The 14,570-nt window shown below is 68.0% G+C and carries 15 protein-coding genes and 1 riboswitch; of the genes, 14 read left to right on the plus strand and 1 reads right to left on the minus strand.

The genetic code is table 11. The annotated features are described in order from the left end of the window. The first annotated feature begins 26 nt into the window (after positions 1–26). Positions 27–119: riboswitch (SAM riboswitch) on the plus strand. 10 nt (positions 120–129) lie between these two features. The 14 genes from JWN03_RS08245 (at position 130) to JWN03_RS08310 (ending at position 13,116) form a co-directional block, all read left to right on the plus strand. Continuing rightward, on the plus strand, positions 130–1,008 hold the full coding sequence (locus JWN03_RS08245) for an amino acid ABC transporter permease (RefSeq protein ID WP_297612103.1): 879 nt from the start codon (positions 130–132) through the stop codon (positions 1,006–1,008). Next, entirely contained in the window at positions 1,005–1,769 is a 765-nt protein-coding gene (locus tag JWN03_RS08250; RefSeq protein WP_297612106.1) for an amino acid ABC transporter ATP-binding protein, read from the plus strand. Before JWN03_RS08245 ends, JWN03_RS08250 begins: the two co-directional genes overlap by 4 nt. Positions 1,770–1,795: 26 nt before the next feature. Then, entirely contained in the window at positions 1,796–2,776 is a 981-nt protein-coding gene (locus JWN03_RS08255) for a transporter substrate-binding domain-containing protein (RefSeq protein ID WP_297612109.1), read from the plus strand. Then, positions 2,773–2,916, plus strand: a complete 144-nt coding sequence (locus JWN03_RS08260; protein ID WP_297612111.1) for a hypothetical protein — start codon at positions 2,773–2,775, stop codon at positions 2,914–2,916. Before JWN03_RS08255 ends, JWN03_RS08260 begins: the two co-directional genes overlap by 4 nt. Then, positions 2,910–4,523 (plus strand): ABC transporter substrate-binding protein, encoded by a 1,614-nt coding sequence (locus tag JWN03_RS08265; RefSeq protein WP_297612114.1) that lies wholly within the window; start codon positions 2,910–2,912, stop codon positions 4,521–4,523. Before JWN03_RS08260 ends, JWN03_RS08265 begins: the two co-directional genes overlap by 7 nt. Positions 4,524–4,527: 4 nt before the next feature. Next, entirely contained in the window at positions 4,528–5,487 is a 960-nt protein-coding gene (locus JWN03_RS08270) for an ABC transporter permease (RefSeq protein ID WP_297612117.1), read from the plus strand. Then, positions 5,480–5,791, plus strand: coding sequence for a hypothetical protein (locus JWN03_RS08275; protein ID WP_297612120.1), 312 nt, complete (start codon positions 5,480–5,482; stop codon positions 5,789–5,791). The genes JWN03_RS08270 and JWN03_RS08275 overlap by 8 nt, the downstream gene beginning before the upstream one ends. Beyond that, on the plus strand, positions 5,784–6,653 hold the full coding sequence (locus JWN03_RS08280; protein ID WP_297612123.1) for an ABC transporter permease: 870 nt from the start codon (positions 5,784–5,786) through the stop codon (positions 6,651–6,653). Before JWN03_RS08275 ends, JWN03_RS08280 begins: the two co-directional genes overlap by 8 nt. After that, positions 6,650–8,263, plus strand: coding sequence for a dipeptide ABC transporter ATP-binding protein (locus JWN03_RS08285; RefSeq protein ID WP_297612126.1), 1,614 nt, complete (start codon positions 6,650–6,652; stop codon positions 8,261–8,263). The genes JWN03_RS08280 and JWN03_RS08285 overlap by 4 nt, the downstream gene beginning before the upstream one ends. Beyond that, positions 8,263–9,345: an LLM class flavin-dependent oxidoreductase gene (locus tag JWN03_RS08290; protein ID WP_297612129.1), complete on the plus strand. Its 1,083-nt coding sequence runs from the start codon at positions 8,263–8,265 to the stop codon at positions 9,343–9,345. Before JWN03_RS08285 ends, JWN03_RS08290 begins: the two co-directional genes overlap by 1 nt. Before the next feature lie 8 nt (positions 9,346–9,353). After that, positions 9,354–10,718, plus strand: coding sequence for an NtaA/DmoA family FMN-dependent monooxygenase (locus tag JWN03_RS08295; protein WP_297612132.1), 1,365 nt, complete (start codon positions 9,354–9,356; stop codon positions 10,716–10,718). Beyond that, complete coding sequence (locus JWN03_RS08300; protein WP_297612135.1) at positions 10,715–11,542, plus strand: DUF1684 domain-containing protein; 828 nt, start codon at positions 10,715–10,717, stop codon at positions 11,540–11,542. Before JWN03_RS08295 ends, JWN03_RS08300 begins: the two co-directional genes overlap by 4 nt. Next, positions 11,539–12,672, plus strand: coding sequence for an LLM class flavin-dependent oxidoreductase (locus JWN03_RS08305; RefSeq protein WP_297612138.1), 1,134 nt, complete (start codon positions 11,539–11,541; stop codon positions 12,670–12,672). The genes JWN03_RS08300 and JWN03_RS08305 overlap by 4 nt, the downstream gene beginning before the upstream one ends. A 204-nt stretch (positions 12,673–12,876) precedes the next feature. Further along, positions 12,877–13,116 (plus strand): hypothetical protein, encoded by a 240-nt coding sequence (locus tag JWN03_RS08310; RefSeq protein ID WP_297612141.1) that lies wholly within the window; start codon positions 12,877–12,879, stop codon positions 13,114–13,116. 169 nt (positions 13,117–13,285) lie between these two features. Here JWN03_RS08310 and JWN03_RS08315 read toward each other — a convergent pair whose 3' ends face one another. After that, entirely contained in the window at positions 13,286–14,560 is a 1,275-nt protein-coding gene (locus JWN03_RS08315; protein ID WP_297612144.1) for an ROK family protein, read from the minus strand. Positions 14,561–14,570: the final 10 nt, after the last annotated feature.

Consider the following 14,570-nt stretch of genomic DNA (forward strand, 5'->3'; position numbering starts at 1 on the left):
CGCTGCCCCGGCTCGTAGCGTCATCCTCACCATCCAGAGCGACCGAGAGACCTGGCTCGTAGACGTCGCAGCAACCCCCCGCCCGCGGGTGCGGGTGCTACCGCCGGGACCGATGGAGGACGAATCCATATGAGCACCCTGGCTGCGCGACCCGGATCCCGGGAGGCGACCGCAGCGGACGACAGCGAACTGACGGTCGCCCGCACCCGGCATCCGTGGCGCTGGGTGACCGGCGGCATCGCGCTACTGCTGGTCGCGCAGTTCGCGCACGGCCTGGTGACCAATCCGGGCTGGGACTGGTCGACTTTCGCGCAGTACATCACCGCCTCGTCGGTGCTGGCGGCACTGAAGGTGACGCTGGAGCTGACCTTCTGGGGCACGCTGCTCGGTTTCTTCATCGGTATCTGGCTGGCGATCGGCCGGCTATCGAAAAACCCGGTGCTGCAGGTCATTTCGTGGACCTACATCTGGGCATTCCGCTCGATCCCGTTGATCGTGCAGCTGCTGTTCTGGTTCAATCTCGCCTACCTGTACAAGACGGTGTCACTGGGCATTCCTTTCGGGCCGGAGTTCCTGCACGCCGATACGAACAATGTGCTGAGCGGATTCACCGCCGCCGTCATCGGTTTGGCGCTGCATCAGGCGGCGTACTCCGCGGAAATCATTCGGGCGGGCATTATTTCGGTCGATCAGGGTCAGTGGGAGGCCGCGAAGTCTCTCGGTCTGCCGTGGCGCCGCCAATTCTTCCAAGTGATTGTCCCGCAGGCGATGCGCGGCATTCTGCCGAATGCCGCCAATGAGGTGATCAGCCTTTTCAAGGGCACCTCGATCGTCTCGACAATGGCCATCGCCGAGCTCTTCTATCAGGTGCAGGTGATATTCGGCCGCAATGGCCGGGTGGTGCCGCTGCTGATGGTGGCCACGGTCTGGTACATCGTGCTGACCACGCTTCTGAATATTGCGCAGTACTACATTGAACGGCACTTCGCGAAGGGCAGTGTGCGATGAGTGAGTACGCGGTCGAATTGCGCAGCGTCCGAAAGTCTTTCGGCACGCATCAGGTGCTGAGCGGGATCGATCTGACGGTGCGCCCCGGTGAGGTCACTGTGATTCTCGGCCCGTCCGGATCGGGCAAATCCACGCTGTTGCGCACCATCAATCATCTGGAGAAGGTGGATGCCGGGACCGTCCGAGTCGGCGGTGAGCTGGTCGGTTACCGGCGGCGGGGCAATAAACTGCACGAGCTGCCCGAGCGCGAGATTCTGCGCCAGCGGGCGCGTATCGGATTCGTCTTCCAGAACTTCAATCTCTTTCCGCACCTGACGGTTCGGGACAATGTGGCGCTCGCGCCCATCGGCGCGCTGCGGCGGCCGCGGGCACAGGCCCGGGCCGAGGCGCTGGAGTGGCTGGACCGGGTCGGCTTGGCGGACAAGGCCGATGAGTATCCGCGCCGGCTCTCCGGCGGTCAGCAGCAGCGGGTCGCGATCGCCCGCGCGCTGGCGCTGCGCCCCGAGATAGTGCTGTTCGACGAGCCCACCTCCGCACTGGATCCGGAGCTGGTCGGCGAGGTTCTCGATGTCATCCGGGAGCTGGCGCGCGGCGGTTCCACCCTGGTGATCGTCACCCATGAGCTCGGTTTCGCCCGCGAGGTCGCCGACACCGTGGTGTTGCTGGAGGCCGGGCAGATCGTCGAACAGGGTCCGCCCTGTCAGGTTTTCGACGCCCCGGCGCATTCGCGCACCAAAGCCTTTCTCGCGCACGCGCTCTGACGCGTCGCCCTGCCCGGAGGAATTTCATGTCTCTGTCGAGCCGTCGCAGACGGATCAGCACCGCCCTCGCCGTAGCCGTGCTCGGGTTGTTCGTCGGCGGCTGCGGAAGTGGCGACGGCGGTTCCGACAGTGTGCGCACTGTGAACGGTCAGGTCTACGACCTGTCGCCGGAGCAGGCCACCCGGGTGCACGCCGACAAGGTGGATGCCATTGCCGCACTGGTACCGCAGTCCATTCGCGATCGCGGCACGCTGATCGTGACCGGCGCCGCGACGTCCGCGCCGCCGCTGCGCTTCCATGCCACCGACGACCGCACCATCGTCGGCTCCGAGGTGGATTTCGCCACGCTGTTCGCCGACATCCTGGGCCTGAAAGTCGATCTGCGAGCGGCGGATTGGGCACAGAACTTCGTGAAGGTCGACTCCGGCGAGGTGGACGCCTTCATCTCCAATGTGACCGTCACCGAGGAGCGCAAGGAGAAGTACGACTTCGCCACCTACCGTCTCGACAATCTCGCACTGGAAGTACCGAACGCCGCGACCTGGACCTACACCGATCGGAAGTCGCTGGCGGGCAAGAAGATCGGCGTGCAGTCCGGCACCAATCAGGAGCAGGTGCTGGTGTCCTGGAACGACGCGAATGTCGCCGCGGGTCTGCCCAAGATCGATATCACCTACTACCAGCAGTCCACCGACTACTACCTGGCGCTCGCCTCCGGCCGCCTGGACGGCCTGCTCGGCCCCAACCCGGCGGCCCGGTACCACTCCGCCACTGCCGGCCAGACCAAGGTGGTCGCCACCTTCTCCGGTGCGGGCGATGCCCTGCAGGCCGAGATCGGCGTGCTCACCCGGAAGGACAACGGCCTGATCGGCGCGTTCCAGAAGGCCGTGCAGTACGCCATCGACCACGGGACCTATCAGAAGGTCATCGACCGCTGGGGGCTGAAGAGCGAAGTGGTGGCGCAGTCGCGGATCAACCCGCCCGGCCTGCCGAAGCAGAAGCCATGAAATTCCTCCTGCTGACCCTCATTACGCATACGTCTGCCCTCATCGGCAGTCCGGCGGAGGTGGCGCCCCTACTGCGCCATCACATTCCGAGCCGTCCGCTCGGCGCCGATCGCTACCCCTCCGGAGATCCTCAGTGCTGAAGAAACGTCCCCTCGTCCTGGTCGGCGCAGTCGCCGCCGCCCTCAGCCTCGCGGCGTGCGGTGGATCCGACAGCAGCGCCGGCGGTGCGCCGTCCGGCCCGCCGCAAGCCGGCGGCACCCTGCGCTACGGCCTCTCTCTCGCCCCGACCTGCTCCGATCCGGCGCAGTCGGCCACGAACCAGACCATCTATGTGGACCGGCAGGTAGTGGATTCGCTGGTCGATCAGGACCCGGCCACCGGCGAGATCAAGCCGTGGCTGGCCGACTCCTGGCTCGTCAGCGCGGATGCCAAATCCTTCAGCTTCCACGTGAAGGACGGCATCACCTTCAGCGACGGCACCCCGCTCACGGCGGATTCGGTGCGCAAGAACTTCGATTCCATTGTGGCCCTGGGTGGCGCGAAGGCTCCGCTGGGCGCCAGCTACCTGGCCGGGTATGCGGGCAGCACCGTGGTGGACCCGCATACGGTCCGGGTGAACTTCGATACCCCCAATGCGCAGTTCCTGCAGGCGACTTCGACCCCGCAGCTGGGCATCCAGTCCGATGCGACGGTGGCGAAGTCGGCAGATGATCGCTGCCTCGGCGCCAATATCGGATCCGGTCCGTTCACCTACGCCGAATGGAAGCAGAACGCTTCCGCGACGCTCGCCAAGCGCACCGGATACAACTGGGGCTCGGCGGTTTTCGCGAACAAGGGTGACGCCTACCTGGACAAGATCGTCTTCACCGTCGTCCCGGAGGCCGGGGTGCGCACCGGCAGTCTCTCCTCCGGGCAGCTGGACGCCGTCAGTGACGCACTGCCGCAGGATGTTTCGCAGATCGAAGGCAGCGGCGGGCGGGTGCAGTTCACCGTCAACCCGGGTGTCTCGTTCGGCCTGCAGGCCAATGTGACGCGCGGCGCGCTGCGCGATCCGGCGGTGCGGGCCGCACTGCTGACCGCCATCAACCGCAAGGAGCTGGTGGACACCGTCCTCGGCCCGCAGTTCAAGCCGGCGACCAGCGTGCTCGCTTCCGCGACTCCCGGGTACGTGGATCTTTCGTCGCGGGTGAAGTACGACCAGGATGCCGCCAAGCGGGTCCTCGACCAGGCCGGTTGGGTGCCGGGCGCGGACGGCATTCGTGTCAAGGACGGCCAGCGGCTGACGGCGGGCGTGCTGTTCGCCCCCGTATTCGCCGGCAACCAGGCCATTCTGGAGCTGACCCAGCAGCAGTTGCGCGCCATCGGCTTCGATCTGCGGCTGGAACCGGCCTCGGTGGCGGAGTCGACGGTCCGGCAGAACAACAAGGACTTCGACTTCGACTACTACAACTCGACCCGCGCCGACGGCGATATCCTGCGCACCACCTTCGCGTTCGATCAGCGCAATCTGAACGCCCGCCCGGACGCCGACAAGCTGGATACGCTGCTGACTCAGCAGCTTTCGACGACCGACCCGGCCGCACGCACCCGGGCCATCGGTGACGCGCAGAGCGCGGTGCTCGACGACGGCCTGTGGATTCCCACGATCGAGCTGTCCCAGGCCATCGGTATCGGCAAGGGCGTGGCCGATGTGAAGTTCGAGGCGTCCGCGCGGCTGCAGTTCCACGACACCTGGCTGAAGCGGTAATCCGATGCGCCGGTATGTGATCGGACGGGTAGTGCAGGCGGTGGGCGTGCTGTGGGCGGCGTTCACGCTGTCCTTCGCGGTGCTCTACCTGCTGCCCGGTGATCCGGCGGAGATGGCCGCGGACGCCGCCACCGGCACCCCGGTGGATGCGCACGCGATTGCCGAGATGCGGGCCCGATACGGCCTGGATCAACCGCTGTGGGAGCAGTATTGGACGGCGCTCACCCACGCGGTGCGCGGCGATCTGGGACATTCCATCAATACCGGTCAGACCGTCACCGGTGCGCTCGCCGAGGCCCTGCCCGCCACCCTGGCCCTGGCGGCCATGGCGATCGTGCTGGCGGTGCTCGGCGGCGCGGGGCTCGCGGTGGCGGCGGCGTACACCCAGCGTTCCTGGCTGCGCAATCTGCTCACCGCACTGCCGCCGATCGGAGCGTCGATGCCGCAGTTCTGGGTGGGATTGCTGCTGCTGCAACTCTTCTCGTTCCGCTTGAAGCTGGTACCGGCCTTCGGCGGCACCGGTTTCAGCGGGACCGTCCTGCCGGCGATCACTCTCGCGCTGCCGGTCGGCGCGGTTATCGCCCAGGTCCTGTACGCCAGCCTGAGCGTCACTTGGCGGCAGCCGTTCGTGGAGGTGGCCTTCGCCAAGGGCGCGTCACGCTGGTGGGTGCAGGTGCGGCACGTCCTGCGACCGGCCGTGGCGCCCGCGCTGACCGTGTCGGGCCTGTGGGTCGGCACCATCCTGGCGGGTTCGGTGGTCACCGAGACCGTGTTCTCCCGCGCCGGCATCGGCCGCCTGACCCAGGAATCGGTGCTGCACCAGGACATTCCGGTGGTGCAGGGCATCGTCGTGTTCGCCTCGCTGGTCTTCGTCACGGTCAACCTGCTCATCGATCTCGCGTATCCACTACTCGATCCCCGCGTGGCCCAGCGCGGCTCGAGGAAGGACCAAGCTCATGCCTGAGACTCTCGACCTGTTCGCCGCCCTAACACCTGCCCTGGCCATTGCTGCGCTTGCTGTCACTCTCGTCACCGTCGCCCTCGTCATTCTCACTTTCGGCAGCCGCACCCTCGTCATCCCGGCGCGCTTCTTGGCCGGGATTCACAGCAGTGCAGTTGAATCCGGTGGATCCCGGCCAAAGGCACGCCGGGATGACGAGGGGAATTCGCGCTGGGGGGCGCAGCTGCGGGTGATCACGCTGTCGCACGCGATGCTCGATCCAGGGTTCGCGTACTGGTTCGTCGACGACGAGGCCTCCGATGTCTGAGGCCGTCGCGGTGCGCGAGAGGCCCACGGCGCCCGCCATTCCGGTGCGACAGGTGTGGGACTGGTTGCGCGGCAATTACGGACTGCTCATCGCGGGCGCGGTGCTGCTGCTGGTACTGGGCTGGGTTGCGCTGCCCGGAGTGTTCGCCAGCGGTGACCCGTTGCGCGGGGTGCCGGCGCAGAAGTTGCGTGGACCGAGCGCGCAGCACTGGTTCGGCACCGACAATCTGGGCCGCGACGTGTACACGCGGGTGGTGCACGGCGCGGGCCTGTCGATCAGCGCCACCCTCTTCGCGGTGCTGCTCGGGCTGGTCGTCGGCTCGCTGCTGGGCTTGGTGGCAGGTGCGTCGGGTGGCGTGGTCGACACCGTGATCATGCGGATCGCCGATGTGCTGCTGTCGATTCCGGATCTGCTGGTATCGCTCGCCCTGATCACGGTGCTCGGCATGGGCACCCGCAATGTCGCTATCGCCGTGGGTGTTTCGCTCATCGCCCGCTTCGCCCGGGTCATGCGCGGCGAGGTGTTGCGGGTGCGGCGCGCCCCGTACGTGGAGGCCGCCTTCGCCTCGGGCGTCCGCTGGCACACCGTGCTGCTGCGGCACATATTGCGCAATGCCTACAGCCCGGTGGCCGCGCTTGCGGTCGTCGATTTCGGCATGGCCGTCCTGTTCGTCGCCTCGCTGAGCTTCCTGGGCTACGGCGCGGTGCCGCCCACACCCGAGTGGGGCTCGATGGTGTCGGACGGCCGGAATTTCCTGGCGATCGCCTGGTGGCTCACCACGCTCCCGGGGCTGGTGATCATCGTCCTGGTGCTCGCCACCCAGCGTTTCGCCCGCGCGCTACAGAAGGACACCCTCCGATGAGCGAAGCACTGCTGAATATCGCCGATCTCCAGGTGGAATACGTCGGCAGTACCGGGACGACCGCGGCTGTCCGGGGCGTCTCGCTGGAGGTTCGGGCCGGTGAAACCCTGGCCCTGGTGGGCGAATCCGGTTCCGGGAAGTCCACGCTCGCGCATGCGGTGATCGGGCTGCTGAACGGTGGCGTGCTCACCGGCGGTGAGATCAGCTTCGCCGGGGAGCGCATCGAACAGGCTTCGCAGCGGACGCTGCAGCGCATTCGCGGTGCGCGGATCGGCCTGGTGCCGCAGGACCCCGGGACCTCGCTGAACCCGGTGCTGCGCATCGGAGATCAGGTCGGGGAGGTGCTGCGCATCCACGGCCGCGCCGACCGGCGCACCGCGCACCTCGAGGCCGTCCGGATTCTGGAGGAGGCCGGACTGGACCGTCCCGAACTGCGTGCGCGGCAGTATCCCCAGGATCTCTCCGGCGGCCAGCGGCAGCGTGTGCTCATCGGCATCGCACTGGCCTGCACACCCGAGCTGGTCATTGCGGACGAGCCGACCAGCGCCCTCGACGTCACCGTGCAGCGCCGGATTCTCGACCATCTCGCCGCGCGCACCCGGGAATCCGGTACCGCAGTCCTGTTGATCACGCATGATCTGGGTGTAGCGGCGGAGCGCGCTGATCGCATTGCCGTCATGCAGCAGGGTCGCATTGTCGAAAGTGGCCCGACCGCACAGGTTCTCGGCGATCCACAGCACGAATACACCCAGCGCCTCATCGCTGCCGCGCCGAGTCTCGATACCGCCCTCCCGGTACGGCGGGAGGTCACCGCCGGGTCGCCGCTGCTGACGGCGACCGGACTGTGCAAGGTTTTCCACATTGCGCGGGGAGAGTCCGTCACAGCTGTGGATAACATTTCACTGGCCGTCGGGCGCGGTGAAACTCTCGCGGTGGTAGGCGAATCCGGGTCCGGGAAGTCGACGACCGCGCGCATTGTCGCCCGGCTCACCGAACCCGACGCGGGGACCGTCACCTTCGACGGCCGGGACATCAGCGGCCTGCGCGGCGCGCAATTGCGCGAGTTCCGCCGCCGCATCCAGGTGGTGTACCAGAACCCGTACGTCTCGCTGAACCCGAAGCTGACCGTCGCCAAGATTGTCGCGGAACCCCTGCAAGCCTTCGGAATCGGCGACCGCGCGGCCCGCCGGAAGAATGTCGCCGAACTGCTCGATCAGGTCGCGCTGCCCAGCACCTATCTCGACCGCCGCCCCGCCGAACTCTCCGGAGGCCAGCGGCAGCGGGTGGCCATTGCCCGGGCGCTGGCGCTGCGCCCGGAACTGCTGGTGCTGGACGAACCCGTTTCCGCACTGGATGTTTCGGTGCAGGCGCAGATTCTGGACCTGCTGGAACTGCTGCAGGCCGAGTTGAATCTCGCCTACCTCTTCATCTCCCACGATCTGGCCGTGGTCCGGCGGCTCGCGGACCGCGTCGCCGTCATGCGCAAGGGCCGCATTGTCGAAACCGCCGCCACCGCCGACCTTTTCGGTCATCCGCAGCACGAATACACGCGCGAACTCCTCGCCGCCGTACCCGGTGTGGTTCCCGCTCCTCTGGAAAGGACAGCGTGATGCCGTACTCCACACCGCTGCTGCTGGGCCTGGAACTGTCCGGCACCGGCGCGCACCCCGCCTCCTGGCGTCGGGCCGACTCGCGTGCCGAGGAGCTGTTCACCGGCGGGTACTGGGTCGATGCGCTGCAGGCCGCCGAGAACGCCGGAATCGATCTCGCCTTCCTGCCCGATTCGTTCGCCCTGCAGGCTTCGGGGTCCGCGGTCGGCCGCCTGGATGCCGTCGCCATCGCGGCCCGCGCCGCCGCGGTCACCCGCCGGATCGGCCTGGTGCCGCAGGCTTCGGTCACCCACACCGAGCCCTTCCACCTGTCCAAGGCCATTGCCAGCCTCGATTTCGCCAGCCACGGCCGCGCCGGCTGGGAGGTCGGCGTCTCCGGGGAGGGTGAGGGGAAATTGTTCGGCCGCAAGCCGGAACAGGACCCGCATTCCCGCTGGTTCGAGGCGGACGAGGCCGTGGAGGTGGTGTCGCGGCTGTGGGACAGCTGGGCCGACGATGCCGAAATCCGGGATGTCGCCACCGGCCGCTTCATCGATCGTGACCGGCTGCACTACATCGACTTCACCGGCGACAACTTCGCGGTGAAAGGCCCCTCCATCACCCCGCGCCCGCCGCAGGGGCAGCCGCTCGTCACGATCCGCGCCGCCGAACCGCGCAGTGCCCGGGTCGCCGTGCACCGTGCCGATCTCATTCGTATCGCCGCCCGGGATCTGGAGACCGCCGCCGCCACCCGTTCGGAGCTGCGATCCGCCGTGGCCGCCGCCGGCCGGGACCCGAATCAGGTTCGGGTGCTGCTGGATATCGATATCCACCTGGCGCGGACCGCGGACGATGCCGCGATCGATGTCTCGCAGCTGGAGGACTGGACTCCTACCGGCGTGCCGCAGACGGTCTTCCACATCGGCACGCCCGCCGAACTGCGCGAGCTGCTGGCGCAGGTCGAAACCGAGTGCGCCGCAGACGGTGTGGTGCTGCGCCCGCTCGCGCTCGCCGCCGCGCTGCCGTACCTCGCCGCCGTCGCGCCCACCCTGCGCGGGCGGCTCGGTCTCCCGCGTCCCGTCAACCGCTACGCCAGCGCCTGAGGAGAGTCATGCCGGAACAGCCGATACGCAAGCAGATTCACCTCGCCGCGCACTTCCCGGGCGTCAACCACAACACCGTCTGGTCGGATCCCGGTTCGGGCAGTCAGATCGACTTCGACTCCTTCGTGCACCTGGCGCGCACCGCCGAGCGCGGGCTCTTCGACTTCTTCTTCCTGGCAGAGGGCCTGCGACTGCGCGAACACCGGGGCCGCATTCACGACTTGGATGTGGTGGGCCGCCCGGACACCTTCACGGTGCTGGACGCGCTCGCCGCCGTCACCACGCATCTCGGGCTGGCGGGCACCATCAACACCACCTACAACGAACCCTTCGAGCTGGCAAAGCAATTCGCCTCCCTCGATCACCTCTCCGGTGGCCGTGCGGCCTGGAATGCGGTCACCTCGTCGGATGCCTTCACCGGGGAGAACTTCCGGCGCGGCGGCTATCTGGAGCATGCCAAGCGGTACACCCGCGCAGGCGAGGTGGTGAATGCCACCCGCGCACTCTGGGACAGCTGGCCCGCCGATGCTCTGGTCGTCGACCGTGAGCGCGGGGTGTTCGCGCAGCCCGCGCCGACCGTGCGCTTCGAAAGCGACCAGTTCGATATCGACGGTGAATTCGTACTGCCCCGCAGTCCACAGGGCCATCCGGTGCAGATCCAGGCCGGTGACTCCGATGAGGGCCGTGAATTCGCCGCCGCCAAGGCCGATGTCGTTTTCAGCGCGCACGGCGAACTCGAGGACGGGCAGCGTTTCTACCTCGACGTCAAGGATCGGCTAGCCAAGTACGGCCGCGCCCGCGCTGATCTGAAGATCCTGCCCGCGGCCGGGTTTGTGCTCGGCGATACTCCGGAGGAAGCGGCGGGGAATGCCCGCCGCATTCGCCGCCAGCAGGTCAGTGGACCGACGGCCATCGCCTTCCTGGAACAGGTGTGGGGTCGCGATCTGTCCGCGTATGACCCGGACGGTCCGCTGCCCGATATCGATCCGGTCGACAATCCGGATATCACCCGCGGCCGGGTGCGGCATGCCAAGGACCCGCGTGCCGTCGCCGACGCCTGGCGGGCCAAGGCGCAGGCGCAGGCGCTCAGCATTCGCGACCTGATCATCGAAACCACCGCGCGCCAGCAGTTCATCGGCACGCCCCGCGAGGTGGCGGTCAGCATCGACCACTACGTCCAGAGCGATGCCGCCGACGGTTTCGTCCTGGTCCCGCATCTCACCCCCGCCGGCCTCGACGAATTCGTCGACAAGGTGATCCCGGAACTTCAGGAGCTCGGCAGCTTCCGCACCGAGTACACCGGTTCGACCCTGCGCGACCACCTCGGTCTGCGCCATCCGCACCACCGCACCGAAGGAGTACGTGCATCATGACCGCGACCGTCACCGAATTCGAACAGCAGTGGGCCACTTGGCGTTCCGAACGCGACGCCTGGGCGCGACAGCCACTGGGCTGGCTGAGCCTGACGGGGCTGCACTGGCTCGGCGATACCGAGGAGACCGTCGAGGGTCTGCCCGGTCGCTGGCGCGCCGATCGTGAAAACGTCTATGTAACAGCGGAATCCGCAGTCGCCGAGACCGCCGACCTCGCGACCCTGCGGCTCGGCGGTGCGGTGCTGCTCGGGACGACCGTGCTCACCCCCGGCGAGGGCGCGCCCGGGCTCGAGATACGCACCGGCGCGCGGCTCATCGAAGTCATCCGGCGCAGCGGCAAATTCGCGCTGCGCATCCACGATCCGGCCGCGCCCACCCTGGCCGCCTTCACCGAGATCCCGGCCTACCGGCCCGATCCGCGCTGGGTGGTGACCGGTCACTTCGTGCCGTTCGAGGTGGCGCGCGTGGTCACCACCGGTGCCGTGGTGCCGGGCCTCCAGCACCACCATGTCGCCACCGGCACAGTCACTTTCGAGCTGGGTGGCAGTGTGCACCAGCTCGTCGTGTTCGGCAATCAGACGCTCGGCCTGCACCTGCTCATCACCGACGGCACCAGCGGCGCCACCACCTACGGCGGTGCGCGCCGGGTGGACCTGTCGCGGCCCGCCACCGACGGCACCCTGGTCATCGATTTCAACCGGACCCTCAATCTGCCCTGCGCCTTCACCGAGTACGCCACCTGCCCGATCGCACCGGCCGAGAACCGGCTGGCGCTGGACATCGAAGCAGGCGAGCAGGATCCGCGACGGGAGCAGCTGTCATGACCATCCCACTCTCGGTCCTGGACCTCTCGCCCATCAGCGCCGGTTCCGATGTCCGGCAGGCGTTGCGCAATACCCTCGATCTGGCGCGTCAGGCCGAACGCTGGGGCTACAACCGGTTCTGGATCGCCGAACACCACTTCGTATCGGTGGCCAGTTCCGCACCGACCACCCTGATCGGCCTGATCGCGGCCGCCACCGAATCCATTCGGGTGGGCACCGCGGCCGTGCAACTCGGGCACCACACCTCGATTTCCGTGGTGGAGGCGTTCGGCACCGTCGACGCGCTGTATCCGGGCCGTCTCGATCTGGGGCTCGGTCGCTCCGGGCACCGCGGTGACCAATTGCGCTCCGCCGGTGTGCCACCGGTGCCGCTCCCGGATCGGCCGATCGAGGTTCGTGACGGGGTGGTGCTGCCGCCGCCGTTCAAACCCGGCCAGCTGCTCGACACCACCCGTATCGCAGCGGGTTTGGAGGCGCTGAACCTGCCCGGTGCGCAGTCGCTGCCCTACACGCAGCAGGTACAGCAGATCCGTGATCTGCTGGAGGGCACCTATACGGGCAGCGACGGGGTGCCGCTGCACGCCTACCCCGGCGAAGGCGCGGACGTACAGCTGTGGCTGTTCGGCAGCAGCGGCGGCGAAAGCGCGCAGCTGGCCGGACAATCGGGGCTGCCCTTCGCCGCCAACTATCACGTCTCGCCCGGCACCATTCTGGAGACGGTGGAGGCATACCGCGCGGCCTTCCGGCCCTCGGCCCGCTATCCCCGCCCCTATCTGGTGGTGTCGGCGGATGTTGTTGTCGCAGAGGATGATGCGACCGCCCGGCACCTAGCCTCCAGTTACGGCCACTGGGTGTACAGCATTCGCAGTGGCGCCGGCGCGGCCGAATACCTCGCCCCCGATACCGCGCCGCCGCTCGCCGGTCACCAGCGCCGCCTGGTCGACGACCGCGTCACCACCCAGTTCGTCGGGTCGGCCGCCTCCGTCGCGGAGCGCCTGCGTGCGCTGCAACAGCTCACCGGCGCAGACGAACTCGTGATCACCAGCGTCACCCACGATCATGAGGATCGGCTGAACTCGCACCGCCTGCTCGCCCGCGAATGGGGACTGTCGCACATTCGCGCGGCCTGAGATCTCTCCGCCGCTCGCCGAGGAAGGGGACTCCGTACGCGAGCGGAGGGAGAAGCCGCATCTGCGCCAATGGGCCGACCGCAGATGCGGCACAGGATCGGGCCCGGGCCGTGGACCGCCCGGGCCCGATCCGCTATATCCGGGAGCGCTATCCCGTTGTGCCGGTCACGAAATCGTCATGATGCGCCCCATTGAATACGTCCCATGAAGAAAACACTCACCATCGCCGCCCTCGCTCTCGCCACCGCCGGTCTGGGCGCCGGCCTGGCCCACGCCGAGACGTTGCAGGTCGATGGCAGCTACGCCTCCGCCGCGGGCTGCGATGCGGACGGCTCCAACGGCAATTTCCACGCCAACGGTGTGCAGCTGCGCGGCGAAGACGGCTGGCAGTACCGCTGCGACCAGGGCAACGACGGCCAGTGGTACATGACCATCTTCCGCTGACCTGACGCACCGAAAAGCCCGGCCTATATACCGGCCGGGCTTTTCCGTATCCAGGACCACCCCGTCATTCGGGCTGGAGGTCTCACCCCGTCATCCCGGCAGGGCGCACACCCCCGTCATCCCGGCATGCTTTTGGCCGGGATCCATACCCTCAGGCGCGCACCAACTTTCAGCGCGCGGTGCGGGTGGCGCGCCGCATGGCCGAGACCGGATCGGCGTAGAAAACGCTGAGCGAGGTCACGGCGGCGGCGAACTCCTGCACCCGCCCACCGAAGCGGCTGATGCGCAGATCAGCGGCGGGCAGCGTGGTGCTATCCGCGAAAGCCTTTGCCACCCGATCCATTCCGGGACGGTAACCGGTGAAGGCCTGGCCGCCCAGCACCACTCGATCCGGATTGAACATATCGCGCACCAGTGCCGCTGTGCGGCCGAGGATTTCGGCGCGCTCCAGCAGCAGGTCGCGTGCGGCGACCGAACCGGCGTCGGCGGCCCGGTACAGATCGGTGATCACCGGGCGGCGCGGGGCCTCCGGCTTGGGCAGCACGCCCTGGCGCACCGCACGCTCCAGGAAGAAGCGCTCACCGATGGTGGCCTCCAAGCAGCCGCGCCGGCCGCAGATGCAATCGGCATCCGAGCCGGTCGGCAGGTGCGCGATGGAGCCGGGGCCATTGGCCGGGGTATGCACCCGATCATGCAGTGTCACTGCGATTCCGGCGGTTTCCCGAGCGTAGATGTAGAGGCTGCTGCCCGGGCGCGGTCCCTCGCCCGGCTCCCGGCCGGCGAGCAAGAGCTCGGAGGCCGCCATCGCCTCGACATGCGCCGAGACCGATACCGGCAGATCCAGCACGCTGCTGAATACGGCGGCGACGGGCGCGGCCTGCCAGCCGAGCCGCGGGTGATCGACCACCCCGGCGGCCGGATCGACACGACCGGCCAGTGCCACACCCGTCCACAGCGGGCGACGGCGCGGCAGCCGATCCAGGAAGGCCTTGGCGCTGCGCGCCACTATGGTCAGCGCCGCGTCCTGACCTGTTTGGGGAGTGGCGATTTCGAGTCCGCCGAGAATCTTGCCGGACAGATCCGCGGCCACGATGCGGGTGAGGGTGGAACCGATGTGCACACCCACGGTGACATACGAATCGGTGTCGACCTCGAAGGGCACGCGGGGGCGGCCGACGGCGCCGGAGGCGGTGAGATCGGCGCGCTCACGGAGCAGTCCGACCGAAAGCAGCGCCGACACTTGGCGATTCACGGTGGCAATGCTGAGGCCGGTGGACTGTGCGGCGATATCGCGGAAGATCGGCCCGCGAGCGGCGGCGCGCAGCACGGCGGCCGCCGGGTTATCGGTGATCCGCAGCTCCGGCGGTACCGCGGGCCGGGCCGGAGCCAGGCGCGCGGTGGTGACGGAAGCGGACTGTGTGCGTTCGAGCGTGGGGCTGGTCATTTCGAAGTCC

It is taken from the genome of Nocardia sp. (assembly GCF_025465275.1).
In the GTDB taxonomy this organism is placed as follows: domain Bacteria; phylum Actinomycetota; class Actinomycetes; order Mycobacteriales; family Mycobacteriaceae; genus Nocardia.

Excerpts from the sequence above, each read along its gene's own strand:
- JWN03_RS08245 (WP_297612103.1), top strand. The coding sequence starts at position 130 with ATGAGCACCCTGGCTGCGCGACCCGGATCCCGGGAGGCGACCGCAGCG.
- JWN03_RS08250 (WP_297612106.1), top strand. The coding sequence starts at position 1,005 with ATGAGTGAGTACGCGGTCGAATTGCGCAGCGTCCGAAAGTCTTTCGGC.
- JWN03_RS08255 (WP_297612109.1), top strand. The coding sequence starts at position 1,796 with ATGTCTCTGTCGAGCCGTCGCAGACGGATCAGCACCGCCCTCGCCGTA.
- JWN03_RS08260 (WP_297612111.1), top strand. The coding sequence starts at position 2,773 with ATGAAATTCCTCCTGCTGACCCTCATTACGCATACGTCTGCCCTCATC.
- JWN03_RS08270 (WP_297612117.1), top strand. The coding sequence starts at position 4,528 with ATGCGCCGGTATGTGATCGGACGGGTAGTGCAGGCGGTGGGCGTGCTG.
- JWN03_RS08275 (WP_297612120.1), top strand. The coding sequence starts at position 5,480 with ATGCCTGAGACTCTCGACCTGTTCGCCGCCCTAACACCTGCCCTGGCC.
- JWN03_RS08280 (WP_297612123.1), top strand. The coding sequence starts at position 5,784 with ATGTCTGAGGCCGTCGCGGTGCGCGAGAGGCCCACGGCGCCCGCCATT.
- JWN03_RS08285 (WP_297612126.1), top strand. The coding sequence starts at position 6,650 with ATGAGCGAAGCACTGCTGAATATCGCCGATCTCCAGGTGGAATACGTC.
- JWN03_RS08290 (WP_297612129.1), top strand. The coding sequence starts at position 8,263 with ATGCCGTACTCCACACCGCTGCTGCTGGGCCTGGAACTGTCCGGCACC.
- JWN03_RS08295 (WP_297612132.1), top strand. The coding sequence starts at position 9,354 with ATGCCGGAACAGCCGATACGCAAGCAGATTCACCTCGCCGCGCACTTC.
- JWN03_RS08300 (WP_297612135.1), top strand. The coding sequence starts at position 10,715 with ATGACCGCGACCGTCACCGAATTCGAACAGCAGTGGGCCACTTGGCGT.
- JWN03_RS08305 (WP_297612138.1), top strand. The coding sequence starts at position 11,539 with ATGACCATCCCACTCTCGGTCCTGGACCTCTCGCCCATCAGCGCCGGT.
- JWN03_RS08310 (WP_297612141.1), top strand. The coding sequence starts at position 12,877 with ATGAAGAAAACACTCACCATCGCCGCCCTCGCTCTCGCCACCGCCGGT.
- JWN03_RS08315 (WP_297612144.1), bottom strand. The coding sequence starts at position 14,560 with ATGACCAGCCCCACGCTCGAACGCACACAGTCCGCTTCCGTCACCACC.